Origin of the sequence: Kibdelosporangium phytohabitans, from assembly GCF_001302585.1 — a bacterium.
GTDB classification, from domain to species: domain Bacteria; phylum Actinomycetota; class Actinomycetes; order Mycobacteriales; family Pseudonocardiaceae; genus Kibdelosporangium; species Kibdelosporangium phytohabitans.
Genome location: NZ_CP012752.1, coordinates 6,962,154 through 6,983,666, shown reverse-complemented (window position 1 = coordinate 6,983,666; position 21,513 = coordinate 6,962,154). Strand labels below are relative to the sequence as shown.

Annotated in this window: 19 protein-coding genes and 1 pseudogene; 11 read left to right on the top strand and 9 right to left on the bottom strand. The window is 69.1% G+C overall.

All coding sequences use genetic code 11. The annotated features are described in order from the left end of the window. Nucleotides 1-124: 124 nt before the first annotated feature. Entirely contained in the window at nucleotides 125-1,138 is a 1,014-nt protein-coding gene (locus AOZ06_RS31360; RefSeq protein WP_054292692.1) for a LuxR C-terminal-related transcriptional regulator, read from the top strand. A gap of 379 nt (nucleotides 1,139-1,517) precedes the next feature. On the opposite strand, the gene AOZ06_RS31355 is transcribed toward AOZ06_RS31360, so the two are convergent. From AOZ06_RS31355 to AOZ06_RS31345, 3 genes are read right to left on the bottom strand one after another with little or no spacing between them, the layout of a single operon-like run. Continuing rightward, on the bottom strand, nucleotides 1,518-2,975 hold the full coding sequence (locus tag AOZ06_RS31355) for a GMC family oxidoreductase (RefSeq protein ID WP_054292691.1): 1,458 nt from the start codon (nucleotides 2,973-2,975) through the stop codon (nucleotides 1,518-1,520). Then, nucleotides 2,975-3,766, bottom strand: a complete 792-nt coding sequence (locus tag AOZ06_RS31350; RefSeq protein ID WP_225952949.1) for a molybdenum cofactor biosynthesis F family protein — start codon at nucleotides 3,764-3,766, stop codon at nucleotides 2,975-2,977. The genes AOZ06_RS31355 and AOZ06_RS31350 overlap by 1 nt, the downstream gene beginning before the upstream one ends. Next, nucleotides 3,763-4,581: an SDR family NAD(P)-dependent oxidoreductase gene (locus tag AOZ06_RS31345; RefSeq protein WP_054292690.1), complete on the bottom strand. Its 819-nt coding sequence runs from the start codon at nucleotides 4,579-4,581 to the stop codon at nucleotides 3,763-3,765. The genes AOZ06_RS31350 and AOZ06_RS31345 overlap by 4 nt, the downstream gene beginning before the upstream one ends. Before the next feature lie 114 nt (nucleotides 4,582-4,695). Between AOZ06_RS31345 and AOZ06_RS31340 the strand changes: the two genes are divergently transcribed. The 3 genes from AOZ06_RS31340 to AOZ06_RS31330 are packed head-to-tail and all read left to right on the top strand — an operon-like array spanning nucleotide 4,696 to nucleotide 8,321. Then, the gene (locus AOZ06_RS31340; protein WP_236951800.1) at nucleotides 4,696-5,739 is read left to right on the top strand and encodes an ABC transporter permease; all 1,044 of its coding nucleotides are present in this window, start codon (nucleotides 4,696-4,698) and stop codon (nucleotides 5,737-5,739) included. Continuing rightward, nucleotides 5,739-6,824 (top strand): sugar ABC transporter substrate-binding protein, encoded by a 1,086-nt coding sequence (locus AOZ06_RS31335; RefSeq protein ID WP_169799006.1) that lies wholly within the window; start codon nucleotides 5,739-5,741, stop codon nucleotides 6,822-6,824. The genes AOZ06_RS31340 and AOZ06_RS31335 overlap by 1 nt, the downstream gene beginning before the upstream one ends. A gap of 3 nt (nucleotides 6,825-6,827) precedes the next feature. Next, nucleotides 6,828-8,321: a sugar ABC transporter ATP-binding protein gene (locus AOZ06_RS31330; RefSeq protein ID WP_054292687.1), complete on the top strand. Its 1,494-nt coding sequence runs from the start codon at nucleotides 6,828-6,830 to the stop codon at nucleotides 8,319-8,321. Nucleotides 8,322-8,325: 4 nt separating this feature from the next. Here AOZ06_RS31330 and AOZ06_RS31325 read toward each other — a convergent pair whose 3' ends face one another. Further along, a complete protein-coding gene (locus AOZ06_RS31325; RefSeq protein ID WP_054292686.1) occupies nucleotides 8,326-9,285 on the bottom strand; it encodes an AraC-like ligand-binding domain-containing protein in 960 nt (319 codons plus the stop codon). A 181-nt stretch (nucleotides 9,286-9,466) separates the two neighbouring features. Between AOZ06_RS31325 and AOZ06_RS31320 the strand changes: the two genes are divergently transcribed. Both AOZ06_RS31320 and AOZ06_RS31315 read left to right on the top strand, forming a co-directional pair. Continuing rightward, on the top strand, nucleotides 9,467-10,900 hold the full coding sequence (locus AOZ06_RS31320; protein WP_054292685.1) for an aldehyde dehydrogenase family protein: 1,434 nt from the start codon (nucleotides 9,467-9,469) through the stop codon (nucleotides 10,898-10,900). Beyond that, on the top strand, nucleotides 10,901-11,305 hold the full coding sequence (locus tag AOZ06_RS31315; RefSeq protein WP_054292684.1) for a nuclear transport factor 2 family protein: 405 nt from the start codon (nucleotides 10,901-10,903) through the stop codon (nucleotides 11,303-11,305). Here the strand turns inward: AOZ06_RS31315 and AOZ06_RS31310 are convergent, their stop codons facing one another. From AOZ06_RS31310 to AOZ06_RS31300, 3 genes are read right to left on the bottom strand one after another with little or no spacing between them, the layout of a single operon-like run. Continuing rightward, the gene (locus AOZ06_RS31310; protein ID WP_236951799.1) at nucleotides 11,306-13,024 is read right to left on the bottom strand and encodes a class I adenylate-forming enzyme family protein; all 1,719 of its coding nucleotides are present in this window, start codon (nucleotides 13,022-13,024) and stop codon (nucleotides 11,306-11,308) included. It lies immediately after the preceding gene. 11 nt (nucleotides 13,025-13,035) lie between these two features. Further along, on the bottom strand, nucleotides 13,036-13,971 hold the full coding sequence (locus tag AOZ06_RS31305) for a winged helix-turn-helix transcriptional regulator (protein ID WP_054292682.1): 936 nt from the start codon (nucleotides 13,969-13,971) through the stop codon (nucleotides 13,036-13,038). Beyond that, entirely contained in the window at nucleotides 13,968-15,161 is a 1,194-nt protein-coding gene (locus AOZ06_RS31300; protein WP_054292681.1) for an acetyl-CoA C-acyltransferase, read from the bottom strand. Before AOZ06_RS31300 ends, AOZ06_RS31305 begins: the two co-directional genes overlap by 4 nt. A gap of 46 nt (nucleotides 15,162-15,207) precedes the next feature. Between AOZ06_RS31300 and AOZ06_RS31295 the strand changes: the two genes are divergently transcribed. The 4 genes and pseudogenes from AOZ06_RS31295 (at nucleotide 15,208) to AOZ06_RS59165 (ending at nucleotide 18,809) form a co-directional block, all read left to right on the top strand. Then, entirely contained in the window at nucleotides 15,208-16,416 is a 1,209-nt protein-coding gene (locus AOZ06_RS31295; RefSeq protein WP_218921808.1) for an acetyl-CoA acetyltransferase, read from the top strand. A 13-nt stretch (nucleotides 16,417-16,429) separates the two neighbouring features. Next, nucleotides 16,430-17,941, top strand: coding sequence for a carotenoid oxygenase family protein (locus tag AOZ06_RS31290; protein ID WP_054292680.1), 1,512 nt, complete (start codon nucleotides 16,430-16,432; stop codon nucleotides 17,939-17,941). Between the two features lie 22 nt (nucleotides 17,942-17,963). Then, nucleotides 17,964-18,350, top strand: a pseudogene (locus tag AOZ06_RS60455) (GNAT family N-acetyltransferase); the annotation flags it as partial. Nucleotides 18,351-18,599: 249 nt separating this feature from the next. Further along, the gene (locus AOZ06_RS59165; RefSeq protein ID WP_169799116.1) at nucleotides 18,600-18,809 is read left to right on the top strand and encodes a heavy-metal-associated domain-containing protein; all 210 of its coding nucleotides are present in this window, start codon (nucleotides 18,600-18,602) and stop codon (nucleotides 18,807-18,809) included. Nucleotides 18,810-18,852: 43 nt separating this feature from the next. On the opposite strand, the gene AOZ06_RS31280 is transcribed toward AOZ06_RS59165, so the two are convergent. Continuing rightward, nucleotides 18,853-19,371, bottom strand: coding sequence for a hypothetical protein (locus AOZ06_RS31280; RefSeq protein ID WP_054292679.1), 519 nt, complete (start codon nucleotides 19,369-19,371; stop codon nucleotides 18,853-18,855). Between the two features lie 173 nt (nucleotides 19,372-19,544). On the opposite strand from AOZ06_RS31280, the gene AOZ06_RS31275 reads away from it, so the two are divergent. Further along, nucleotides 19,545-19,778 (top strand): hypothetical protein, encoded by a 234-nt coding sequence (locus AOZ06_RS31275; protein ID WP_157233358.1) that lies wholly within the window; start codon nucleotides 19,545-19,547, stop codon nucleotides 19,776-19,778. Nucleotides 19,779-19,783: 5 nt separating this feature from the next. Here the strand turns inward: AOZ06_RS31275 and AOZ06_RS31270 are convergent, their stop codons facing one another. Continuing rightward, entirely contained in the window at nucleotides 19,784-21,502 is a 1,719-nt protein-coding gene (locus AOZ06_RS31270) for a DEAD/DEAH box helicase (protein WP_083472060.1), read from the bottom strand. Nucleotides 21,503-21,513 lie beyond the last annotated feature (11 nt).

Below are 21,513 nucleotides of genomic sequence, written 5' to 3'. Positions count from 1 at the left end.
GCCGTCCCGGACACAGTGGACGCCACCGGGGGACTGTGGCTGGATCGTGATCGCCCGGGCCCGTGGGGGATTTGCCTGACCTGTCGGCGCCCACGTACGGTTGTCGTTTCCCGCAGGAGGCGGCATGGAACGTGTGATGGTTTCCGCGGCTGCGCGGATCGGCTACGCCCTGGGCACTTCGGGTGATGTCGAGTGGGGCGAGGTGTTCGGCAGGATGTCGGACGCCATCCCGGACATGTGCGCGGTGCAGGTGACCGGGTGGGACCCGGTCGGCCGCAGCCACTTGGTGATCGCCGAGTACGGCTACCAGAAAGCCATCTCCGACGACCTGTGCCACGTACTGCCGAAGACGCGCTGGGGCGGGCAACTGTTCGCCTCGGGCGCCCCGCTGCTGATGGACGACATGCCGGAGCACTTCCGCGCATCCCCGCACTACCAGGAATGGCTGCACCCGGCGGGGCTCGAGGACGGACTGTCGGCCACGTTGCGCGTCGGCGGCGGCCGGCAGGTCGGCGTCCTGCACCTGAACGCACCGGTCCGACGAGCGTTCGGCGAGGAAGCAAGGGACTTCGTGGCGCAGATCGGCTCGGTGCTGGCCCGCCGGGTGGACCCGTTGCGCAGTCCCCGGCTCGACGCGTTCCTGGGTCCCGAGTGGACAGCGAGCCGGGTCGCCAACGGCGGCGAGCCGCTGCGGCTGACGGGGTGGGAACCAACCCCGCTGGTCCGTGACCAGGAGATACTGGACCTGGCACAGCGGTTCAGCAAACTACCCGCGAGCACGCTGGCGTTCCTGTGGCACCGCGGTACGGACTGGTACCAGGTAAGACTGATCCACGTGATAGACACCAACAGATCCGGCGTGATCGTCGCGAGCGCACCCTTCCCGAACGACCTCGGCCTGACCGCGCGGGAGATCGACGTGGCAACGGGAATAGTGGCAGGACTGGGCAACCAGGCGATAGCGACCGGACTGGTGGTCAGCCGGAGGACAGTCGAGACCTACGTGGAGCGCCTGCTGATCAAGCTGAACTGCGCCACGAGAGGCGAAGTGGCAGGGATAGCAGCCCGCGCAGGCCTGGTGAAGCCAGGAACAGGAGTGGGCGACCTGATAAGGCTGACAAGGGACGGGTACACATAACAACGAAGGTGGTCGCTGGCAGCCCTTTCCCACGATGAAAGCGCGCCCACCACCACAAGCAGCAACAGCCAGGAAGCATCCGCAAGATCCCGAAGAACTGGCTGGAACGCGACCAACACAGTGTGACCAGCGCTGGTAGCTGATATGGGGCCGGAAGCCGAACTCCAACGCGACCAGCAGCGCTGACGCAATCAGACATCATCTGTCAGAAACCCGGACACGACGAGAAGCAGGCCACTGGTGGGCACGCTTACACACTCACCACGCACAGTCCACGGCGTGAAGCAAGCACGGTGTGCGCTGGAAAGAAGCAACAACGGAACGCCGTCCGCGGTGACCAGCAAACGCTGGCGCACCAGCCATGCCAGAACATCGCTGACTAAGCTGCTGTCCCGACGGTGAGGAAGCCGGCAGCGCGTTCGCCGACCATTGCCGCTGGGGCGTTCGTGTTCCCTGTCGGCACGATTGGCATCACAGAAGCGTCCGCCACTGTGAGCTGGTCGATCCCGTGCACGCGCAGGCACGGATCCACGACCTGTCCGATGGCGCACGTACCCACCTGGTGGTGATACGTCACCACAGTTTCCCTGATGTAGTCACGAGTCAGTTCGGGTGTTGCCGCCATCGAAGCGGGGTAGAGCTCTCTCGCGCCCCATCCTTCGCGGAGGGCCGGCTGGGCACCGACCTCGCGGCACAGGTCCACGGCTGCTGTCAGAGCGTCAAGGTCGGCTTTCGCGCTGAGGACCCTGGGGTCGATCAGCGGGGCGCGACCGGGGTCGGCCGAGGCGATTCTGACGGTGCCGTGGCTCTCCGGGCGGATCAGGCCCGCCATCAGCGTTATCCCGTGCGCCGGTGAGGCCATCCACGGCGACACGAGCGCGGTGGCGAAGTGGATGGGTTGCAGGTCGGGGACGGTCAACTCCGGTCTGCTGCGCCAGAACAGATGGCTCTGGCACGTCGGCAGCCCGGCCGGTATGGCCACCGGCCGCACCGTCGCGAACACCACCGGAACCAGCCAGTGGTCCTGGAGGTTGCTGCCCACGTCCGGGATCGGCGCGGTGACCGCGATGTCCAGAGCGCCCAGCAACGCCGGGTCGCCGATGCCTGAGCGTTGCAGGATCACCGGTGAGCCGATGGCTCCCGCGCACAGGACGACCTCAGCTGCCGACGCCCGGGACACCACGCCGCCGCGATCCCATTCCACGCCGACACACCGTGATCCGGACATCAACAGGCGGTGTACGCGGGCCGAGCACACGACCCGCAACCGCGGATCGTCCCGGACGGGGTCCAGGTATGCCTGGGCTGTCGTGAGGCGCTTGCCGTCGCGGATCGTCAACTGTACGAAGGAGACACCGTCCTGGCTGTCGCCGTTGTAGTTCTCGTTGAACGGCAAGCCGTTCTGCATCGCCGCGTCGACTATCGACTCGTGCACCGGGTGCCGGTCGTACGCGGTGATCACGTCCTGCACGGATTCGATCCGCTCGAAGACCGGTTTGACCTCCGCCCACGACCAGCCCGGGCCCCACGAGTCGTAGTCGGTGGGGTGGCCGCGGACCCAGATCATCCCGTTGAGGGCGTGCGATCCGCCGACCACCTTTCCCCGGGGGAGGTGGAGCTCCCGGTCGTGCGCGTGTTTCTGCGGCACGGTGCGAAATCCCCAGTCCACGCCCGTGTCCCACAGTTCGTGCATGCGGGACGGATCCGTGATCTGCGGGGTGCTGTTGTTGTCCGATCCCGCTTCCAGCAACAACACCGACCGGCCCGCGTCGATCAGGCGGCGGGCCACGACACAGCCCGCCGTGCCCGCGCCGACCACGATGACGTCCGGCTGCATCAGACTGGCTGTTCGTCTGCGTAGGTCACACGCCCCAGCAACGTGATGAACGCGCCTCCCGGGGCGACCATCACGCGTCCGTCGCCGCTCAGGCCGACGAACGTGCCCGTCGTGCGGAGTGCTTCCATGTCGTACAGCCAGGTCGCGGCGACCGGGATGATGAACTCGCGGAACGTGAAGACGTACAGGTTCTCGGCGAACCGCCAGGTCGTGGCCAGGTCCACGTCGCCGTGCCCGCGCTGCTCGCCCACCAGGCACTGCCACGCGTAGCGTTCGCTGGACAGGTAGACGTGCTCGTAGAGGTGGTTCGGGCTGTACCGGTACAAGGCACGGAGACCGATCAGGTCACGGGTCTCCGACGGCTGCTCGCCCGCCACCTCGGCTCCCTTGATCACCCCTGGCCGGAAGTTCTGGCTGACACGGGGTTTGCCCGGCGTCGGGGCGTCCGCGATCACCGATTCCACGGTCAGCGTGCGGCCGGTGGCCCGGTTGACGACCATCACCTTCGCGTCGAGCGGACGGGCCGAGTCGGTGATCGTCAGGTAGTACAGGTCAGGCCGGATCTCGATCGCCTCGTACCAGTCGGTTCCCGCTGTGCCGTCGTCGCGTCGCCACGACAGCTCGTCGAGTGTCCGGAAGTCGACGTGCAGCCCGGGACGGCCGTCCTCGCTGACGGTCAGCGACGTTCCCGCCAGTGCGTCGGTGCACTGCATCCGGTTGCCGTCGATGCCGGCCGCGAAGTCGTCGAGCGCTTTCCAATCGGGCGGCGCGGTCTCTCCCGACATGGTCATTGTGCTGCTCCTTCGGCGAACGCGATGGTGGGCAGGTCGACGCAGTTCGCGCCGCAGTCGGCGACCACGACGGAACCGGTCATGGCCGACGCCTCCGGTGACGCCAGGAACGCCACGAGGTTGGCGATCTCCTCGGACTCCGCCGGTCGGCGCAACGGCTGGTTCTTGGTGACAAGCGAGTACGCGGCCTCGCGGTCGATGCCGTACTGCTTGCCGAGTTCGTCCATCTGTTCGTCGGCCATGGCGGTACGCACCCAGCCGGGGCACACCGCGTTCACGCGGACACCTTGGTGGCCGTAGTCACGCGCCAGCGAACGCATGAGGCCGATCAGCGCGTGTTTCGTGGTCACGTAACCGACCACGCCCGGACCCGCGAACAGCCCGGCGATGGACGACACGACGACCACGTTGCCGCCGGCCTCGATCAGGCTCGGCAGCGCCTCGCGGATCGTGACGAACGCGCTGTTGAGGTTGGCGTGCAGGCTGTAGCTCCACGCGTCGTCGTCGGTGTCCGCCGCCGCACCGGGATGGTGCCCGCCCGCGTTGGCCACCACGACGTCGAGCCGGCCGAATTGCTCCACAGTGGACTTGATGATGCGTTGCGCGTCGCCGGTGACGGCGGCGTCACCGGGTAGCGCGAGCGCTCGGGCACCCAGTTCGGTGGCGAGGTCGTGCAGCGGTTGCGGGCGACGGCCGGTGAGGACGACGTTGCCGCCCTCGGCGACGATGCGACGGCACACAGCGGCACCGATGCCGGTGCCCGCTCCCGTCACCAGCGCCACCCGGCCGGTGAAACGGCCATGCGTTGGCTCCATTGGCCAGACGTTAGGTCAGCTCGCGGGCGGGGGGTGGCATCCGTGCACTCGGTGACAAGTGCTGGCCACCCAGAGACAAGCGGCGAGACCGTGCGGTGAACCAGCCTGACGAAGGTGAACACCGAGCACCGCGAGTCTACTGTGGTCAGCACCGCCGATGCCGGGCCGCCGCGTCGGGCCAACGGGCACAAGGCGGGCGTCGTGGCACGGATCTTCGGGGCGCCGTCGTTCAGCGTCATCGCCGCGACTGTCGCACTCGTGCTTGTCATCGGCGTGCTGCGGCCGACGTATCTGCAGGCCAGTCAGCTGCTGGACATCCTCCAGTCGTCGGCGTACGTCGGCCTGCTCGCCGCCGGGATGGCGTTGCTGCTGTCCATGCGTGAGATCGACCTGTCGGTCGGGTCGATGTTCGGGCTGTGCCTGATCTCGGTGGCGATGCTCATCTCCGCCGGGTTCAACGCGTGGCTGGCGGCGGGCGCGGGGATCGTGCTCGGGGGTCTGCTCGGCGCGGTGAACGCGGCGATCGTGACCTACATCCGCATCCCGACGATCGTGGCCACCCTGGCGACGCTGTCGGTCTTCCGCGGACTGGCCATCGCCGTCACCGACGGGTCGCAGGTGGCCAGCCTGCCCGTGACGGACTCGTTCTTCACCATCGTCGGCGGCACGGTCCTCGGTGTGCCGTTCGGCGTGCTCGTGCTGGCGATCATGGTGATCGGGCTCAGCCTCGTGCTGCACCACACGCCGTTCGGCTACCGGGTGCTCGCCATCGGCTCGAACCCGGGCGCGGCGCAGTTCTCCGGCATCTCGGCCAACCGCGTGCGCACCCAGGTGCTGATCCTCTCCGGCCTGCTCGCGGGCGTCGCCGGAGTGCTCGGCATCGCCTTCTTCACCTCGGGTGATCCGAACATCGGCGGCGGGTTCGAGCTCGCCGCGATCGCCGCGGCGGTCATCGGCGGTACCCCGCTGCGGGGTGGCAGCGGCACCATCCTCGGCGCGGCGGTGGGTGCCGTGCTGCTCAACGTGGTGGCGACGGGTCTGACGTACTTCAACGTGCCCGCGAACTGGAGCGAGTTCGCGACCGGCGCCGTGATCCTGCTCGCCGTCGCCATCGACAGCCTGGCGCGTCGCCGCCGGGCAGCCAATCAGGAGAAATGATGACCAAGAGACTGCGCGGCATCGCCGTCGCGCTCACGTCACTGTCCACAGTGTCCTTACTGGTCGCGTGCGGCGAGGGCGGGTCGGGGTCCCCCAACGCGGACGGCACCTGCGGCTCGGCGGGCAAGAAGCTCGACCTGGCGTTCGTCTACGCGTCCACCACGCAGAACCCGTTCCAGGAGATGGCTCTCGGCGCGCAGGCGGCGGCCGACGACGACGGCAACGTCAACCTCCAGCTGTCCGCGCCGACCGGGATCGACGGGCCCAAGCAGGTGTCGATGTTCCAGGCGGCGGCGAGGACGTCGAAGGACGGCATCGCCTACCAGACGGTCACCCCCGACCTGTTCGTGCGGCCGCTCAACACCGCGACGGACGGCGGCGTGCCGGTGGTCGCGGTGGACGCGGGACCGCCGCCCGGCTCCAAGGTCAAGACGTTCGTGGCCAACAGCAACACCAAACTGGGTGAGCTGCTCGGCGAGGCGTTCGTTGCCAAGAACCCCAACCCCAACGGCAAGGTCCTGCTCGGCAACGACATCCCGTCGCTGCAGCTGCTGGTGCAGCGGCTCAACGGCGTGCAGAACGTGCTGAAGGCCAAGCTGCCGAACATGACGGTGATCGGCCCGGTGGACACCAAGTCCGAGCCGACCGAGAACACCGTGGCGTGGCGTGGTTTCGTGCAGGCCAACCCGGACGTCGACGCGTTCATCGGGGTGGGCAGCCAGGACGGTGTCGCGTTGCCGCTGATCGCCTCGCAGACCGGCCGCAAGTACATCGCGGGGTCGGCCGATCTGCCGCCGGAGGCGATGCAGGCGGTCAAGGATGGGAGCGTGCTGTTCGCGTTGTCCTCGCCCGAGCACTGGATGAAGGGCTACATCGCGACGCACCTGCTGATCGAGTCCAAGCGCAAGTGCAAGCCGATGCCCGAGGGCTGGTGGAACTCCGGCAACCTGCTGGTCGAGAAGTCCAACGTGGACCAGATCATCGCCCGCCAGCAGTCCCCGGAGTCGCGCAAGGCGTGGTTCCGCAAGGAGATCGACAAGCAGCTGGCGAGCCCGCCGATCAGCGCACTGGACAAGGCGGACTAGCACATGCCGGTACTCGAGGCGTCGGGCGTGCACAAGGCGTACGGCGGCGTGATCGCCCTGCGGGACTGCGAGTTCTCCGTCGAGCCCGGCAGCGTGCACGCCGTGCTCGGCGAGAACGGCGCGGGCAAGTCCACCCTGGTCAAGATGCTGGCCGGGGTGGTGCGGCCGGACGGCGGCACGATCCGGCTGGACGGCGAGCCCGTGCGGTTCACCAGCTCGGCCGACGCCGCCCGGCACGGCGTCGCGGTGGTCTCGCAGGAACTGAACCTGTTCCCGGACCTCGACGTGCTGGCCAACCTGTTCACCAAACGGGAACCGCTGCGCGGGCTGTTCTTCGACCGGCGCGAGATGATCGCACAGGCCGAGCCGGTGCTGGCCGAGCTCGGCCTGTCGGTGCCGTTGCGCGCCCCGGTCAGCTCGCTGACCCTGGCGCAGCGGCAGCTCGTGGAGGTGGCCAAGGCGCTGCTGACCAAACCGCGTGTGCTGATCCTGGACGAGCCCACGTCGGCGCTGGACGACGACAGCACCCGGCGGCTGCTCGGCCTGCTGGAGGTGCTGCGGCAGCGCGAGGTCGCGGTGGTGTTCGTGTCGCACATCCTCGAAGAGGTCATGCAACTGTCCGATGTGGTCACGATCCTGCGGGACGGCCGGGTCGTGATGGCCGGGGCCGACCGGAAGACCCTGACCATCGACGACATCGTGCACGGCATGCTCGGCGACCGGCCGCCCGCCGAGGTGGCCCCGGAGCGCCGTGAGCCCGCCGCGGACGCGCCCAGCCTGGTGGCCGAGCACATCACGGTTCCGGGTGTGCTGGACGACGTCAGCCTCAGCGTGCGCACCGGCGAGATCGTCGGCCTCGCGGGGCTGATCGGGTCGGGCCACCAGGCGTTTCTGCAGGTGATAGCGGGGACGCAGGCGGCGACGGGAACACTGCGCCTGCCCGGCCGGCAGGAAGCCGGTGCGCCACCGCGTGGCCTGCGGCAGGCGGTGCGCCAGGGGGTCGCGTTGATCTCCGGCGACCGCGGGCTTGGCCTGATGGCGGACAAACCCGTGTGGGAGAACGTGATCCAGGTCCGGACGATCGCGCTGGGCCGGGACGGCCGGTTGCTCTCGCGCGGTGACCTGCGTGAGCGCGCCCGAGCGGCGATCACCAGTCTCGGCGTCCGCACGGCCGGTGTCGACCAGCACGCCGGTCAGCTGTCCGGTGGCAACCAGCAGAAGGTTGTGCTGGCGAAGTGGCTGGACGCCAACCCGTCGACGGTGTTGCTGGACGATCCCACTCGTGGTGTGGACGTCGGCGCGAAAGCGGACATGCACGAGCTCGTCCACACCGCGTCGGACAAGGCGGTCGTGTTGTTGTGCTCGACGGATCTCGACGAGATCGTGTCGTTGTGCCACCGCGTCCTGGTGTTCCGCCGCGGGCGGGTCGCCGTGCAGTTGAGCGGTGCCGACCTCACCCGTCACCGCCTGCTGACGGAAATGAACGCACCGGAGTAGCGGTTCAGACCACCAGGTCGTGGGTCACGCGGTACTCCCGCGGCGAAACACCGTACGTCGCCTTGAACACGCGGCTGAAGTGGGCCGCGTCGACGAAACCCCACTGCGCGCCGATCGCGCCGACAGTCTTGTCACGCGCGATCGGCGCGACGAGGTCACGGCGGCACTGCTCCAGCCTGCGTTCCCGGATCATCTTCGACACCGACGTGGACTCGGCGCGGAACAGCTTGTGCAGGTAGCCGACCGAGATGTGGCTGGCGGACGCCACCATCTCCGGGCCGAGCGCGGGGTCGTCGAGGTTGTCCTCGATGAAGCACCGGATCCTGGTCATCAGGGCGTGGATCGGGTCGGCCGGCTGGTAGCCGCTGCCGCCGAGCAGGTCGGCGTAGAGGGTGCCGAGCAGGTCGACGATGTTGTCGGCCAGCCGGGCGGACTGCGGCCCGCTGATCTCGTCCAGCCGCGAGGCCAGGTTCACCAGCAGCGGCGCGACCAGTCCGCCGATTCCCGTGCGGCCGGACACGCGCCGGGCGGTCATCTCGCGGACCGAGTCGTACGGCAGCCGTAACTCCCGGTGCGGGAACATCAGCACCAGCAGGCGGCACGAGTCGTCGAACGACACCTGGTACGGCCTGCTCGTGTCGTAGACCGCCAGATCGCCAGGTGGCAGCAGGGTTTCCCGGCCGTCCTGGCGGAGCACCACGCACCCGCGCAGCGGCATGCTCACCTTGTAGTAGGGGGTCTCGGTCCGCGCGATGTTGCGCTGGGTGCGGGCGGCGCGGTGCGGGCCCGCGGTCACCCGGTTCACCACGACCGGACCGAGGGTCTGGCCGGAGATCTCCCCGCGGAACCCGCGCGGGTCGGGGAAGGTGAAGTCGAGCGGCACGAATGCCTCGGCGACAGCGGAGCGCCAAGCCTCTTCGCGCTCCCTGACCGAGACATCGGCGGTGTTCACCAGCACTGGCATGGCAACCTCTTCGTTGCGTCGCAGGCGAGGGACGGGGCCGATCATATACGATCATTGGCCCGGTGTGCGGGACCGTTACGGGGGCGATGTGGAAGCCGACGGCGCGATGAGTTGACGATCCGACAAGCACAGACTCCTCACGGACAAGCCGGGCACACGGGCGTGGCTGAACACTGTTGCCATGTCCGAAGCTCACGCCGACACCGCCACGCGGCTGTTGATCGGTGGTCACTGGTCGCCCTCGTCGACCGGGCAGACCTTCCTGACCCGCGACCCGTCCACCGGCCGCCCGCTGCGAGAGGTCGCGGAGGCGTCCCCCGACGACGTGGACGCGGCGGTGGCCGCGGCGCGCGCGGCGATGGACGACCCGGCGTGGACCAGCCTGCCGCGCAGCCAGGTGAGCCTGCTGCTGTGGCGGCTGGCCGACCTGGTCGAGGCGAACGCCGACGAGATCGCCCGGCTGGAGACCAGCGACAACGGCCAGCCGTTCGAGGTTTCCCGAAACGTCACGATCCCCGGCACGGTCGGGCACCTGCGGTACTTCGCCGGGTGGGCGACGAAGATCGAGGGCCGCACGGCGCCGATGTCGAATCCGGACGTCTTCCACTACACCCGCCGCGAACCGGTCGGCGTGTGCGCGCTGATCCTGCCGTGGAACTTCCCGCTGATGATCACCGCGTGGAAACTCGCACCGGCGCTGGCCTGCGGGAACACCGTGATCCTGAAGCCGGCCGAGCAGACACCGCTGACGGCGGTCCGGCTCGCCGGGCTGTGCGAGGAGGCGGGGTTCCCGCCCGGCGTGGTCAACCTGGTCACCGGCGGTCCCGCCGTCGGCAAGCGCCTGGTCGGGCACGACGGCGTCGACAAGGTCTCGTTCACCGGCTCGACCGAGGTCGGCCGCGAGATCCTGCGGGCGAGCGCGGGCAACCTCAAGCGGGTCACGCTCGAACTGGGCGGCAAGACGCCGATGATCATCGCCAGGGACGCCGACATCGACGCGGCCGTCACCGGCACCGTGCAGGGAGCGCTGTTCAACAGCGGCCAGGTGTGCGCGGCCTACTCCCGGTTCTACGTGGACAAGGCGCGGTCGGACGAGTTCGTCGAGAAGGTCGCGGCGCAGGCGGCGGCGCTCCGGATCGGGCCGTTGATCTCCGAGGAGCACCGCTCGTCGGTCGACGGGTTCGTCCGCAGGGGAGTGGACGAGGGCGCGCAGCTGGTCACCGGCGGGAAACCGGCCGCGGGCGACGGGTACTTCTACGAGCCGACCGTGTTCGCGGGCGTGCGGGACGAGATGTCACTGGCCCGTGACGAGATCTTCGGCCCCGTGATCCCGGTCCTGACCTACGACGACCCGGACGAACTGGTCGGCAGGGCCAACGACAGCGACTACGGCCTCGCGGCATCGGTGTGGACCAGGGACCTCGTCACCGCGCACCGCCTCGCGGCGTCGGTCAAGGCGGGCGCGGTGTTCGTGAACATGCTGCACGTGCCCGACCCGGCGGCGCCGTGGGGCGGTTTCAAGGCCAGCGGCATCGGCCGCGAGATGGGGGCGTACGCGCTCGACGCGTACACCGAGATCAAGGGCGTGTTCATGAACCTGGCAACGGAGGAATAAGTGACCAACCCGCAGCTCATCATCCAGGAGCACTACGCCGCGTCCGGCCGGGGTGACCTCGACGGCATGGTCGCGGCGTTCGCGCCGGACATCGAGTGGACCGAGATGGCCGGTTTCCCTTATGCGGGAACGTATCGCGGTGTGGAGGAGATCCGGGAGCAGGTGTTCGGCAGGCTCGGCGGCGAGTGGGACGGCTACGAGGCGGTGCCGGAGGAACTGGTCAGTGTGGACGACCACGTGGTCGTGTTCGGCACGTACTCGGGTGTGTTCACCGCGACGGGCAAGCACATGCGGGCGCGGTTCGTGCACCACTGGACCGTCCGCGGCGGCCAGGTGGTGCGGTTCGAGCAGTTCACCGACACGCACCTGGTCCGTGCGGCGATGCTCGTGGACGACGGCGAATGATCATATATTATTCGCGTCTCGAACGAAGTCGCGCAGCTCGCGCTTGAGGACCTTGCCGACCGGGTTGCGAGGCAGCGCCCCGACGACCACCAGCCGTTCGGGCAGCTTGTACGTCGCGATCTCCTGCCGGTTGAGGTGCGTGATCAGGTCCGGCAGCGTGATCGTGGTGTCCGGCCGGTGCGCGACCACCGCGCACACCCGCTCGCCGAGTACGTCGTCCGGGTAGCCGACGACGGCGACCTCGGCGACCGAGGGGTGGCCCGCGATCATCGTCTCCAGCTCGGCGGGGGAGATGTTGACGCCACCGCGGATGATCAGGTCCCTCGCCCGGTCGACGTAGCGCAGGAACTCGTCGTCCTCACCGTCGATGACGAACACGTCGCCGGTCTTGAGGAAGCCCTCGTCGTCGAACGGGCTCGGCGCCCCCGACGCCGCCAGGTAACCGGGGAACAGGCTGGGGCCCTTGAGGCGCAGCTCGCCCGGCCGTCCCGCTTCGGTGATCTCCTCGCCGGTCTCCCGGTCGACGAGCCGGACCGCGGTCTGCGCCGCGGCCGGGATCGTCCACTTGCGACCGGAGCCGTAACGCGGGAAGAACCGGGCGCGCTGCGCCGGATCGGTCATCAGGTTCACGTCGGTCATCAGCGCGATGCCTTCGTTGGACCCGAAGAAGTTGATGATGCTGATGCCGTACTTCTCGTACCAGCCGCGCACCATCCACTCCTGCAACGGCGCCGAACCGCTGCCGATCTGCCGCAGCGTGGACAGGTCGGTCGTGGCGAGCAGTTCCTCGCGCTGCAACAGCAGAGCCAGCACCGCGGGCGGCGCGACGGTGTACGTGATCCGCTCGTCCTTGATCTGCCGCAGGAAGACCGGCAGGTCGAACGGGTGGTGCTGGACCAGCACGCAGCCGGTGGACAGCCACGGCAGCAGCATCCCGCTGATCCCGGCCATGTTCACCATGGGGAACGGGTTCAGCAACCGTGACTCGTGCGTCAGGCCCGGCCCGAACACCGTGCCCTGCGTCATCAGCAGCCAGTCGTAGTGCGCGCGGGGAACGCCCTTCGGGCGGCTTTCCGTGCCGGACGTCCAGCAGATCGTGACGCAGTCGTTGGGATCGACCGGGTGCTGGGCCTCGTGAGCACGGACACGGCTGCGGTCGTCCTCGCCGGCAGCGGCCATGGCCGGACCGGCCGCGACCGCGTCGGAGACGTCCGACGGTCCGAAGTAGAGGATCGCGCGCAGCGACGGGATCGAGGCGCGGGCGTCGAGGATCTCCGACACGTGCGAGCGTTTGCCGATCCGGTCGGCCGTCAGGAAGGCCGTGATCTCACCGATCGTGCCCAGTTCCACCATCTCGTGTCTGCGGTACTGGACAGGCAGGGGCGAGACGATCGCGCGCACCCGCCACGCCGCGAGGTACGCCACCGTCAGTTCGATGCTGTTGGGCAACTGCACGGCGAGGACGTCACCTTCGCCGATGCCGTTGGCCAACAGCACCGCCGCCAGCCGGTCGACCTCGTCGTCCAGCTCCCGCCATGTCGAGCGCCGGGGCGGCAGGTCCACCAGGTCCGCTTTGTTGGCCGGGTCGGCGATCGCGATCTCGTCGGCGTACCGGGCGACGCAGTCGGCGAACAACTGCTGCACGGTCTCGCCGGTCCACCAGCCCTTGCCGGTGTACTCCGCGACCCGCTCGGGCGAATGCATCCGTCTGGCAGTCACTGCGACCTCCCTCAGCCTGCGGTCAGTCGTTCGTCGCGGCCACGCACGACTTGCACCGACGCGCCCCGTAGCCGTTCCCCGCAGTCGCTGCACCGTAGCCGTGGATGGAACGCGCGACCGCACTGGGTATGGGTCAACCGCAGCGCCGGTCCTTCGGGTGCGGTGTACCAGCGCTGACCCCACTCGATCGCGGTCGCCACCACCGGGAAGAACGCCCGGCCCTTGGCGGTGAGCCGGTATACCATCCAGTCTCGTCGTTCCGGGTTGGGCGCGGCGGCGAGCACCTGGAGATCGCAGAACGTCCGCAGCCGGTCCGCGACGACCGTCGGCGGGGCGCCCATCCGCTGCTCGAACTCGCCGAACCGGGTGGCGCCAAGGAAAGCGGCGCCGAGCAATGCCGTCGACCAGCGGTTGCCGATCAGCGACATGGTCTGCGGGATCAGCTCCGCCGGCCGATGACCCGTGTGCGCCCGGCGGCGCGTGACACCGGTCGGGATGCTGCGCGGCCAGTCGCCGCTCGGACCGAACCGGCCGCGCACGTCACGGACATCAGCGGCGCCGTCGCACGCCTCGCACGACATCAGCGGGCTGAAGGTCCTGCCGCACCTGGTGTGCCGCATGCCGGGCAGACGCCCGTCCGGCGGGTCGACCCACCGCTGTTCCCAGGCCCACATCGACAGCAGGACCGGCCACAGCTGCCTGCCGCGCCCGGTGAGCCGGTAGCGCCGGTCCGAACGCGTCAGGATGTCGTTCTGCACCAACCGGTTCAGCCGCGCGGAGAGCACGGCGTTGGAGATCGGACCGGCGTTGAGCCATTCGTTGTACAGCGTCAGGCCGTCGGTCAACGCCAGCTGCACGATCCACAGCGTCCACTCGTCGCCCACGATGCCGTTGGTGACGGCGATCGCGTTGGGACCACCCGGTTCCAGGACGGTGGCTCCGCTCATGGCCGGACCCGTTCGAGCAGTACCGCGACGCCCAGCCCGGCGGCTGCGCTGACCGCGGCGACGCCGTAGCGTCCGTCACGCCGTTCCAGTTCGTCGATACATTGCCCGACCAGGATCGCACCGGTGGCGCCGAAGGCGTGCCCCATCGCGATCGTGCCGCCGTTGGGGTTCATCCGCTCGGGCCCGGCGCCCAGGTCACGGCGGAACCGCAGGCACAGCGCGCCGAACGCCTCCGCGAACTCGAAGACGTCGATGTCGCCCGCGCGCAGCCCGGCCCTGGCCAGGACACGCTCGACCGCGGACTGGCCCGCGGTCAGCATGATCACCGGATCGGTGCTGGTCGTGGCACTGGCCACGACCCGTGCCCGGACCGGGAGGCCGAGCCGTTGGCTTGCCGCGGCCGAGCCGAGCAGCAACAGGGCGGCGGCGTCGGCGAGCGCCGGTGACGTCCCGACGGTGTGCCGGTGCTGGATCTCGCCGACTTCGGGGTGCGCGGCCAGTGCGATGGCGTCCTGGCCGGACGCGCCGAGTCCGGCGAACGCGGGCGGCAACGCGGCCAGTGTCTCCATCGTCGTGCCGGGCCGGACCAGTTCGTCATGGGCGAAGCCGTCGACGGGTATGACGCTGCGGTCGAAGAACCCCTCGTGCCACGCCCGGACGGCCTTGGCCTGGGTTTCCACCCCGTACGCGTCGATCTGCCCGCGTGTGAAACCGTCGACGGTGGCGTTCAGGTCGGCGGCGATTCCCATGTGGACGGACCCGGCCCTGCGCACGACGTCGGGATCCGACCAGAGCGGGCCGCCGTCGGCGAACATCGGCACTCTGGAGACGCTCTCCACACCGCCAGCCACCGCCAGACCGAGGTCCCCGCCCCGGATCCGGGCCGCTGTCTGGGCGACCGCGTCGGCACCGGACGCGCAGAACCGGTTGACGGTGACACCGGGAACGCCGTCACCCCAGCCCGCGAGCAGCACGGAGGTACGCGCGATGTTGGCGCCCTGGTCACCGACCTGCGCGCTGTTGCCGATCGTCACGTCCTCGACGCGGGCCGGATCGAGCCCGGTCCGTTCGACGAGCGCGTTCTCCAGCAGCACGAGCGCTGCCAGCGGGCTCACCCCGTGCATGGCGCCCTTGGCCGAGCCCTTGCCGCGCGGGGTGCGGACGTAATCGAGGACGTACGCGTCGGTCACTCTGTTAGTTGTAGCGCATCCACTCTGTTTGTTGTAGTAATGAGGAGTGCAGATCTCGGTGATCGGCGGCTACCAGACCGACTTCGCCCGCAACACGGTGCGCGCGGGGGTGGGCTACGACGGCCTGTTCGCCGAAACCCTCCGGCACACGCTCGACCACGCGCGAGTGGCGCCGAGGGACATCGGCGTCATCCACGTCGGCAACGCGTTCGGCCAGCTGTTCACTGGTCAGGGCCACCTCGGCGGTATGCCCGCCACGGTCGAGCCCGACCTGTGGGGAGTCCCGGCAGCGCGTCACGAGGCCGCGTGCGCCTCCGGTTCCGTGGCGATACTGGGTGCGATGGCCGACCTGGAAGCAGGCCGCTACGACGTCGCGCTGGTGCTCGGCGCCGAGATCGAGAAGACTGTGGACGGCGAGCAAGGCGCCAAGTACATGGGCGCCGCCGCGTGGGTCGGCCACGAGGGCGAAGGCGCCACGTTCATCTGGCCGCACATGTTCGACCTGCTCGCCGAGGAGTACGACCGCCGGTACGGCCTGGACGAGGAGCACCTGCGCGCGATCGCGGAACTCAACGTGCGCAACGCGAAACGCAATCCGAACGCGCAGACCCGTGACTGGCAGTACGCACCGGAGAGCTTCACGGCCGACGACACGGCCAATCCCGTCGTGGAAGGCCGGATCCGGCGTACGGACTGCAGCGCGATGACCGACGGCGCAGCCGGTCTCGTACTAGTCAGCGACCGCTACCTGGCCGCGCACCCGGATGTGGCCGCCGGTGAACGCGCAGTGCTGGCCGGGTGGGGACACCGCACAGTCGGTCTGCCGATCGGCCGGAAGTTCGAGCGCTCCGCCGCCGAGCCGTACGTGCTGCCGCACGTCAGGCAGACGATCGTGGACGCCTACACGCGTGCGGGCGTCGGCGAGGTGGACCTCATCGAGACCCACGACTGTTTCTCGATGAGCGAGTACGCCGCCATCGACCACTTCGGCCTCACCGGTCCCGGCGAGGCCTGGAAAGCCGTGGAGAACGGCGACCTGGCGATCGGCGGCCGGATCCCGGTGAACCCCAGCGGCGGGCTGATCGGCGGCGGCCACCCGGTCGGCGCGACCGGCGTGCGGATGGTGCTCGACGCGTACAAGCAGGTCACCGGCTCGGCCGGGGACTACCAGGTGCCGGGTGCGAGGACCGCGGCGACACTCAACATCGGCGGCAGCACGACCACTACGGCCAGTTTCGTCGTGACCGCCGCCTAGGAGGACAGTCAGCATGGACATCGAGGTGCTGGGGCGCGCGCTGACGACCCTGCCCGCGCAGGACGACCACCCGTACCGCACGGGGCCGTGGCGTCCGCAGCAGGTGGAGCGCAGCGCGGAGAACCTCGAGGTGATCGGGGAGATCCCAGCCGACCTGGACGGCGTCTACCTGCGCAACACCGAGAACCCGGTGCACCCGGCTGTGGAGATCTACCACCCGTTCGACGGTGACGGAATGGTGCACGCGGTCGGCTTCCGAGACGGAAAGGCGTTCTACCGCAACAGGTTCATTCGCACGGACGGGTTCGTCGCCGAACAGGACGCCGGCCGTGCGCTGTGGGCGGGCCTGGCCGAGGACCCGAGCCGCTCGCCGACGCGGACCGGCTGGGGCGCGCGGGGCCGGATGAAGGACGCGTCCAGCACAGACGTGGTGCTGCACAACGGGGTCGCGCTGACCAGCTTCTACCAGTGCGGCGACCTGTACCGGCTGAGCCCGACCACATTGGAGACGCTCGGCAAGGCGACGTGGAACGGCAAGTTCCCCAGCGACATCGGGGTGTCCGCGCACCCGAAGTTCGACGAACGCACCGGCGAACTGCTGTTCTTCAACTACGGCACCGAGGCGCCGTACATGCACTACGGCGTGGTGGACCGTGCGGACAACCTCGTCACGTACATCGACGTGCCGTTGCCGGGGCCGCGGCTGCCGCACGACATGGCGTTCACCGAGAACTACGCGATCCTCAACGACCTCCCGCTGTACTGGGCACCGCAAGCGTTGGCGCAAGGCAAGTACGCGGCCCGGTTCCACCCCGACACCCCCGCTCGGCTGGCCGTGATCCCACGGCACGGCACCACAGCGGACATCAGGTGGTTCGAGGCGGACCCGACCTACGTCCTGCACTGGACCAACGCCTACGAAGAAGGTGACGAGATCGTCCTGGAAGGCTTCCACCAGAGCGATCCCGTGCCCCCGTCCGGCGGCGGAACGCTCTACCAGCGCATGTTCCGGTTCCTCGACAACAACCAGCTCGGCGGCCGGTTGCACCGCTGGCGGCTCGACCTGACCACCGGCCTGTGCAAGGAAGAACAGCTGAGCACGCTGCCCAGCGAGTTCGGCATGATCAACCAGCGCTACGCGGGCCGCAAACACCGCTACAGCTACGCGGCCACGTCCCCGGCAGGCTGGTTCCTGTTCGACGGCATGGTCAAACACGACTCGCTGACCGGCGGGCTGGAACGCTTCGAGTTCGGCGATGGCGTCTTCGGCAGCGAGACGGCCATGGCGCCGCGAACCGGCTCGACCGCCGAGGACGACGGCTACCTGGTCACGATCACGTCGGACATGAACCGTGACCTGTCCGAATGCCTGATCTTCGACGCGCGTGACATCACCGCGGGCCCGGTCGCCCGGATCCGCCTGCCGGAACGCGTCAGCAGCGGAACGCATTCCACGTGGGCACCGGGATCCCTGATCGCGGGCTGGGACGAGCAGGACGATCCGGCGGCCACCGTCGGGTTGTGAGGGCGGCTGCTAGGTTCGGCCGGTGGCGGATGTGACACTGCGACCGGCCGAAGATGCCGACCTGGACGCGTTGTTCGAGCAGATGCGTCACCCCGAGCCGGTCCGGATGGCGGCGTTCACCGCCAAGGACCCGGACGACCGGGCCGCCTTCGACGCCCACATGGCGAAGTTGCGGAGCAGGCTCGACATCACACTGCCGGCGGTGACCCGCGACGGGCGGCTCGTCGGCACCATCACCGGCTACGTCATGGACGGCGACACCGAGATCGCGTACTGGATCGACCGTTCCGCCTGGGGACAGGGCGTTGCCGGGCAAGCTCTCACGCTGTTGCCCGGCGCCGTGCCGGTCCGCCCGCTGCGCGCCCGCGTCGCCAGTGACAACGTCGGATCGCTGAAAGTCCTGCGGAGAGCGGGTTTCACAGTCACCGGAACCGAGGTCTCGTACGCGAACGACCGCGCCGCCGAGATCGAGGAAACCCTGCTCCGCCTCGACTGGAACACCGAGCCGCGCATGCTCGGCGGGAGTACAGGTTCAGTCAGGTCCCGCGATGCGAGGCGTTCACCCCTTCGTGTGACTTTCCGATTCGGCGGGAACCGGAACCGCTGCCCAGCCGACCATTGGGCCAATCCGGTTGAATCGAAGGGATTTCCAGTGAGCATGCAGGCGGTCTACGTGGTCAAGGGGATGACGTGCGGGCACTGCGCGTCGTCGGTCACCGAGGAGGTGAGCCAGATCCCCGCCGTGCGAGACGTGCGGGTGGATCTCGCCACCGGCCACGTCACGGTGTCGAGCGAGTCCGTGCTCGACACCGTGGACGTCACCCGTGCGGTCAGCGAAGCGGGGTATGAGCTGACCGGGCGGGTATGAACAGACGACCCGTGGCCACTGTCCGCCCGGTGGCCACGGGTCGTCAGCGGCCGATCGTCGACCAGTCGACCGGTGCGGGTTCGACCAGGTCACCGGCCTCGTAGCGGTCGAGCCGCCGGACGATCTCGCCGAGGTCGTAGCCGGGGAAACAGACCTGCAGCAGCCGAAGCGCGAAATCCGACGGCGTGCTCTCGTCGAACATCGCGAGATCCAGCGGTTTGACGTTGACGTCCCACGCGTCCGGCGCGGCCCAATGCGTCATCCGCACGTAGAATGCGTCGCGCGGGCCCGCCTGCGCGATGGCGGTGAGGAACCGGAGGCCGTCCCCGATCGGGAAGTCGACATAGGCCCACCCTTCGCGGGACTTCACGTACGCGGCCATGTGCGGCAGCGTCTCGGCCCAGTCCGCGTTGCTCTCACCGGCGTTCTGGCAGCTTGTGAACGTGTCGAATCCGTTGCGCCAAAGTGCTTCGACGAGCGGTGCCAGCATCTCGTCGATGTCGGCGCTGCGGTCACCGACCCGGATTGTGCGAACCGGGTGGACATTGGTCGTGTCCGTCATTTGCGGCATGCTACTGCGGTCGCTCGCGAAAACAGGGACGGTTGCCCGCAAGTCAGCAGATGTCACCCGCTTTTCGGTACGGTGACCGCTGTGCGGGACGTGTCTGTGGACGAGTTGTGGCAGCGGATCACGAACCGGCTACGCGAACACACGCCGGCGACCGCGCAGCCGTCGTGGACGTACACCGCGTTCAGCAGTCGGTCGGCAACAACCTGCCGGCCGAACCTCCTCGCGTGGTGGGCCGTGACCGGCGGCCTGGTGAGAACCACGGGGGCGTCATGGGCTGGTTCGCGCAGGAAGGCTACGACGACTCGGAGCGGGCCGGCGCGACCGCCATGCTGACCGCTTCGGCGAACCCGGCGATCCCCGCACTGCCGACGGTGCGGGGATCCCGCGCTGGTAGGTGAGGCGGCTACTTCCGTTTGCCGGTGGGAGGTTTGCGGCGCGGACCGGCCTCAGTGGTGCCGCGTTCCCTGCGGACGGTCGGCTTCTTGCCCTTGATCGTGCTGTGCCGCAGGGCTTTGATCACTTCGTCCACTGCGGACTCGGGGATCTCCACGAGGGAGAACCGGTCGGCGATCTCGATCGCGCCGATGTCGCGGCCGGTCAGGCTCGACTCGCCCGCGATCGCGCCGACCAGGTCCTGCGGCCGGATCCCCGCGTTGCGGCCGATGCCGAGGAACAGGCGGGTCACCTCGTCGCCGGACGAACGCCGTCGTCCCGCCGGTCCGCCGGTGCGGCGTTCGGGCTTCTTGCGCCCGCTCACGTCGGACACGTCCGGGATCTCCGCCACGTCGTCGGTGACGACCCCGCTCGACTCGTGTGCCAGCTTCACCGCGGCCAGTGCGACGTCCACGATGTCGAACTCGTCGGTCAGCGTCTCCACCACCACGCGGAAGCGCTCCAGGTCGTCGGTGAGGAGGCTTTCCTGCAGCGCCGCGCGGGTCAGTTCGAGGCGGCGGGCGCGCAGGTCCGCCACCGTCGGCACTTTCTCCACCGCGATGGGCTGCTTCGTCACGCGCTCGATCGCCTTGAGCATCCGGTGCTCGCGCGGCTCGGCCAGGGTCAGCGCCACGCCTTCGCGGCCCGCCCGGCCCACCCGGCCGATGCGGTGCACGTAGGCCTCGGGTGCGGAAGGCACGTTGTAGTTGATGACGTGTGTCAGTTGTTCCACGTCAAGGCCGCGGGCGGCCACGTCCGTGGCGATCAGCAGGTCCGCTGTGCCGGCGCGCAGCCGTCCCATCACGCGGTCGCGTTGTTCCTGGCTCATCCCGCCGTGCAGGGCTTCGGCGCGGTAGCCGCGGCCGTTCATCGTCTCGGTGAGCTGGTCGACTTCCTCCCGTGTCCGGCAGAAGACGATCGCCGACTGCGGTGCCTCCACGTCGAGCACACGGCCGAGGGTGGCCGGTTTGTGCGCGCGGGCCACCACGTACGCGCTCTGCCGGACCAGCGGGCTCTTGCCGCCGTCGGCCGACTCCACCCGGCCCATCTGGATCTTCACGGGGTCGGTCAGGTGGCGGCGGACGATCCCGTCGACGCGGGAGGGCATCGTCGCGGAGAACAACACGGTCTGCCGGTCGTCGGCGGTCTCGTCGAGGATCGCCTCGATGTCCTCGGCGAACCCCATGTCGAGCATCTCGTCGGCCTCGTCGAGCACCACGGTCCGCACGCCGCCCAGCCGGAGCGTGCCGCGGCCGATGTGGTCGAGCGCACGTCCCGGGGTGGCGATCACGACGTCGACCCCGCGCTCCAGCGCCTGCAGCTGGCGGCCGATCGGCGCCCCGCCGTAGATCGGCAGGACGGTCACACCGAGATCGCGGCCGTAACGGTGAAACGCTTGGGACACCTGGACAGCCAGTTCCCGCGTTGGCACGAGCACCAGCGCCGCGGGGTCCTTGCCCTGTCTCTCACCGGAGAGCATCTGCAGCACGGGCAACGCGAACGCCGCCGTCTTGCCGGTGCCGGTCGCGGCCTGGCCGAGCAGATCCTTGCCCTGCAACAAGGGCGGGATCGCCTCGCGCTGGATCGGCGTCGGCTCCTCGTAGCCGAGGCTCGACAGTGCCTGCAGCAGCTCCGGCCGCAGCGCCAGATCCCCGAAGCTCGCCGTGTCCTCCCGCGCGTTCGTATCCACTTGCCACCTTC

Coding starts and splice junctions, on each gene's coding strand:
- AOZ06_RS31360 (WP_054292692.1), top strand. CDS start 125: ATGGAACGTGTGATGGTTTCCGCGGCTGCGCGGATCGGCTACGCCCTG.
- AOZ06_RS31355 (WP_054292691.1), bottom strand. CDS start 2,975: ATGCAGCCGGACGTCATCGTGGTCGGCGCGGGCACGGCGGGCTGTGTC.
- AOZ06_RS31350 (WP_225952949.1), bottom strand. CDS start 3,766: ATGACCATGTCGGGAGAGACCGCGCCGCCCGATTGGAAAGCGCTCGAC.
- AOZ06_RS31345 (WP_054292690.1), bottom strand. CDS start 4,581: ATGGAGCCAACGCATGGCCGTTTCACCGGCCGGGTGGCGCTGGTGACG.
- AOZ06_RS31335 (WP_169799006.1), top strand. CDS start 5,739: ATGACCAAGAGACTGCGCGGCATCGCCGTCGCGCTCACGTCACTGTCC.
- AOZ06_RS31330 (WP_054292687.1), top strand. CDS start 6,828: ATGCCGGTACTCGAGGCGTCGGGCGTGCACAAGGCGTACGGCGGCGTG.
- AOZ06_RS31325 (WP_054292686.1), bottom strand. CDS start 9,285: ATGCCAGTGCTGGTGAACACCGCCGATGTCTCGGTCAGGGAGCGCGAA.
- AOZ06_RS31320 (WP_054292685.1), top strand. CDS start 9,467: ATGTCCGAAGCTCACGCCGACACCGCCACGCGGCTGTTGATCGGTGGT.
- AOZ06_RS31305 (WP_054292682.1), bottom strand. CDS start 13,971: ATGAGCGGAGCCACCGTCCTGGAACCGGGTGGTCCCAACGCGATCGCC.
- AOZ06_RS31290 (WP_054292680.1), top strand. CDS start 16,430: ATGGACATCGAGGTGCTGGGGCGCGCGCTGACGACCCTGCCCGCGCAG.
- AOZ06_RS59165 (WP_169799116.1), top strand. CDS start 18,600: ATGCAGGCGGTCTACGTGGTCAAGGGGATGACGTGCGGGCACTGCGCG.
- AOZ06_RS31280 (WP_054292679.1), bottom strand. CDS start 19,371: ATGACGGACACGACCAATGTCCACCCGGTTCGCACAATCCGGGTCGGT.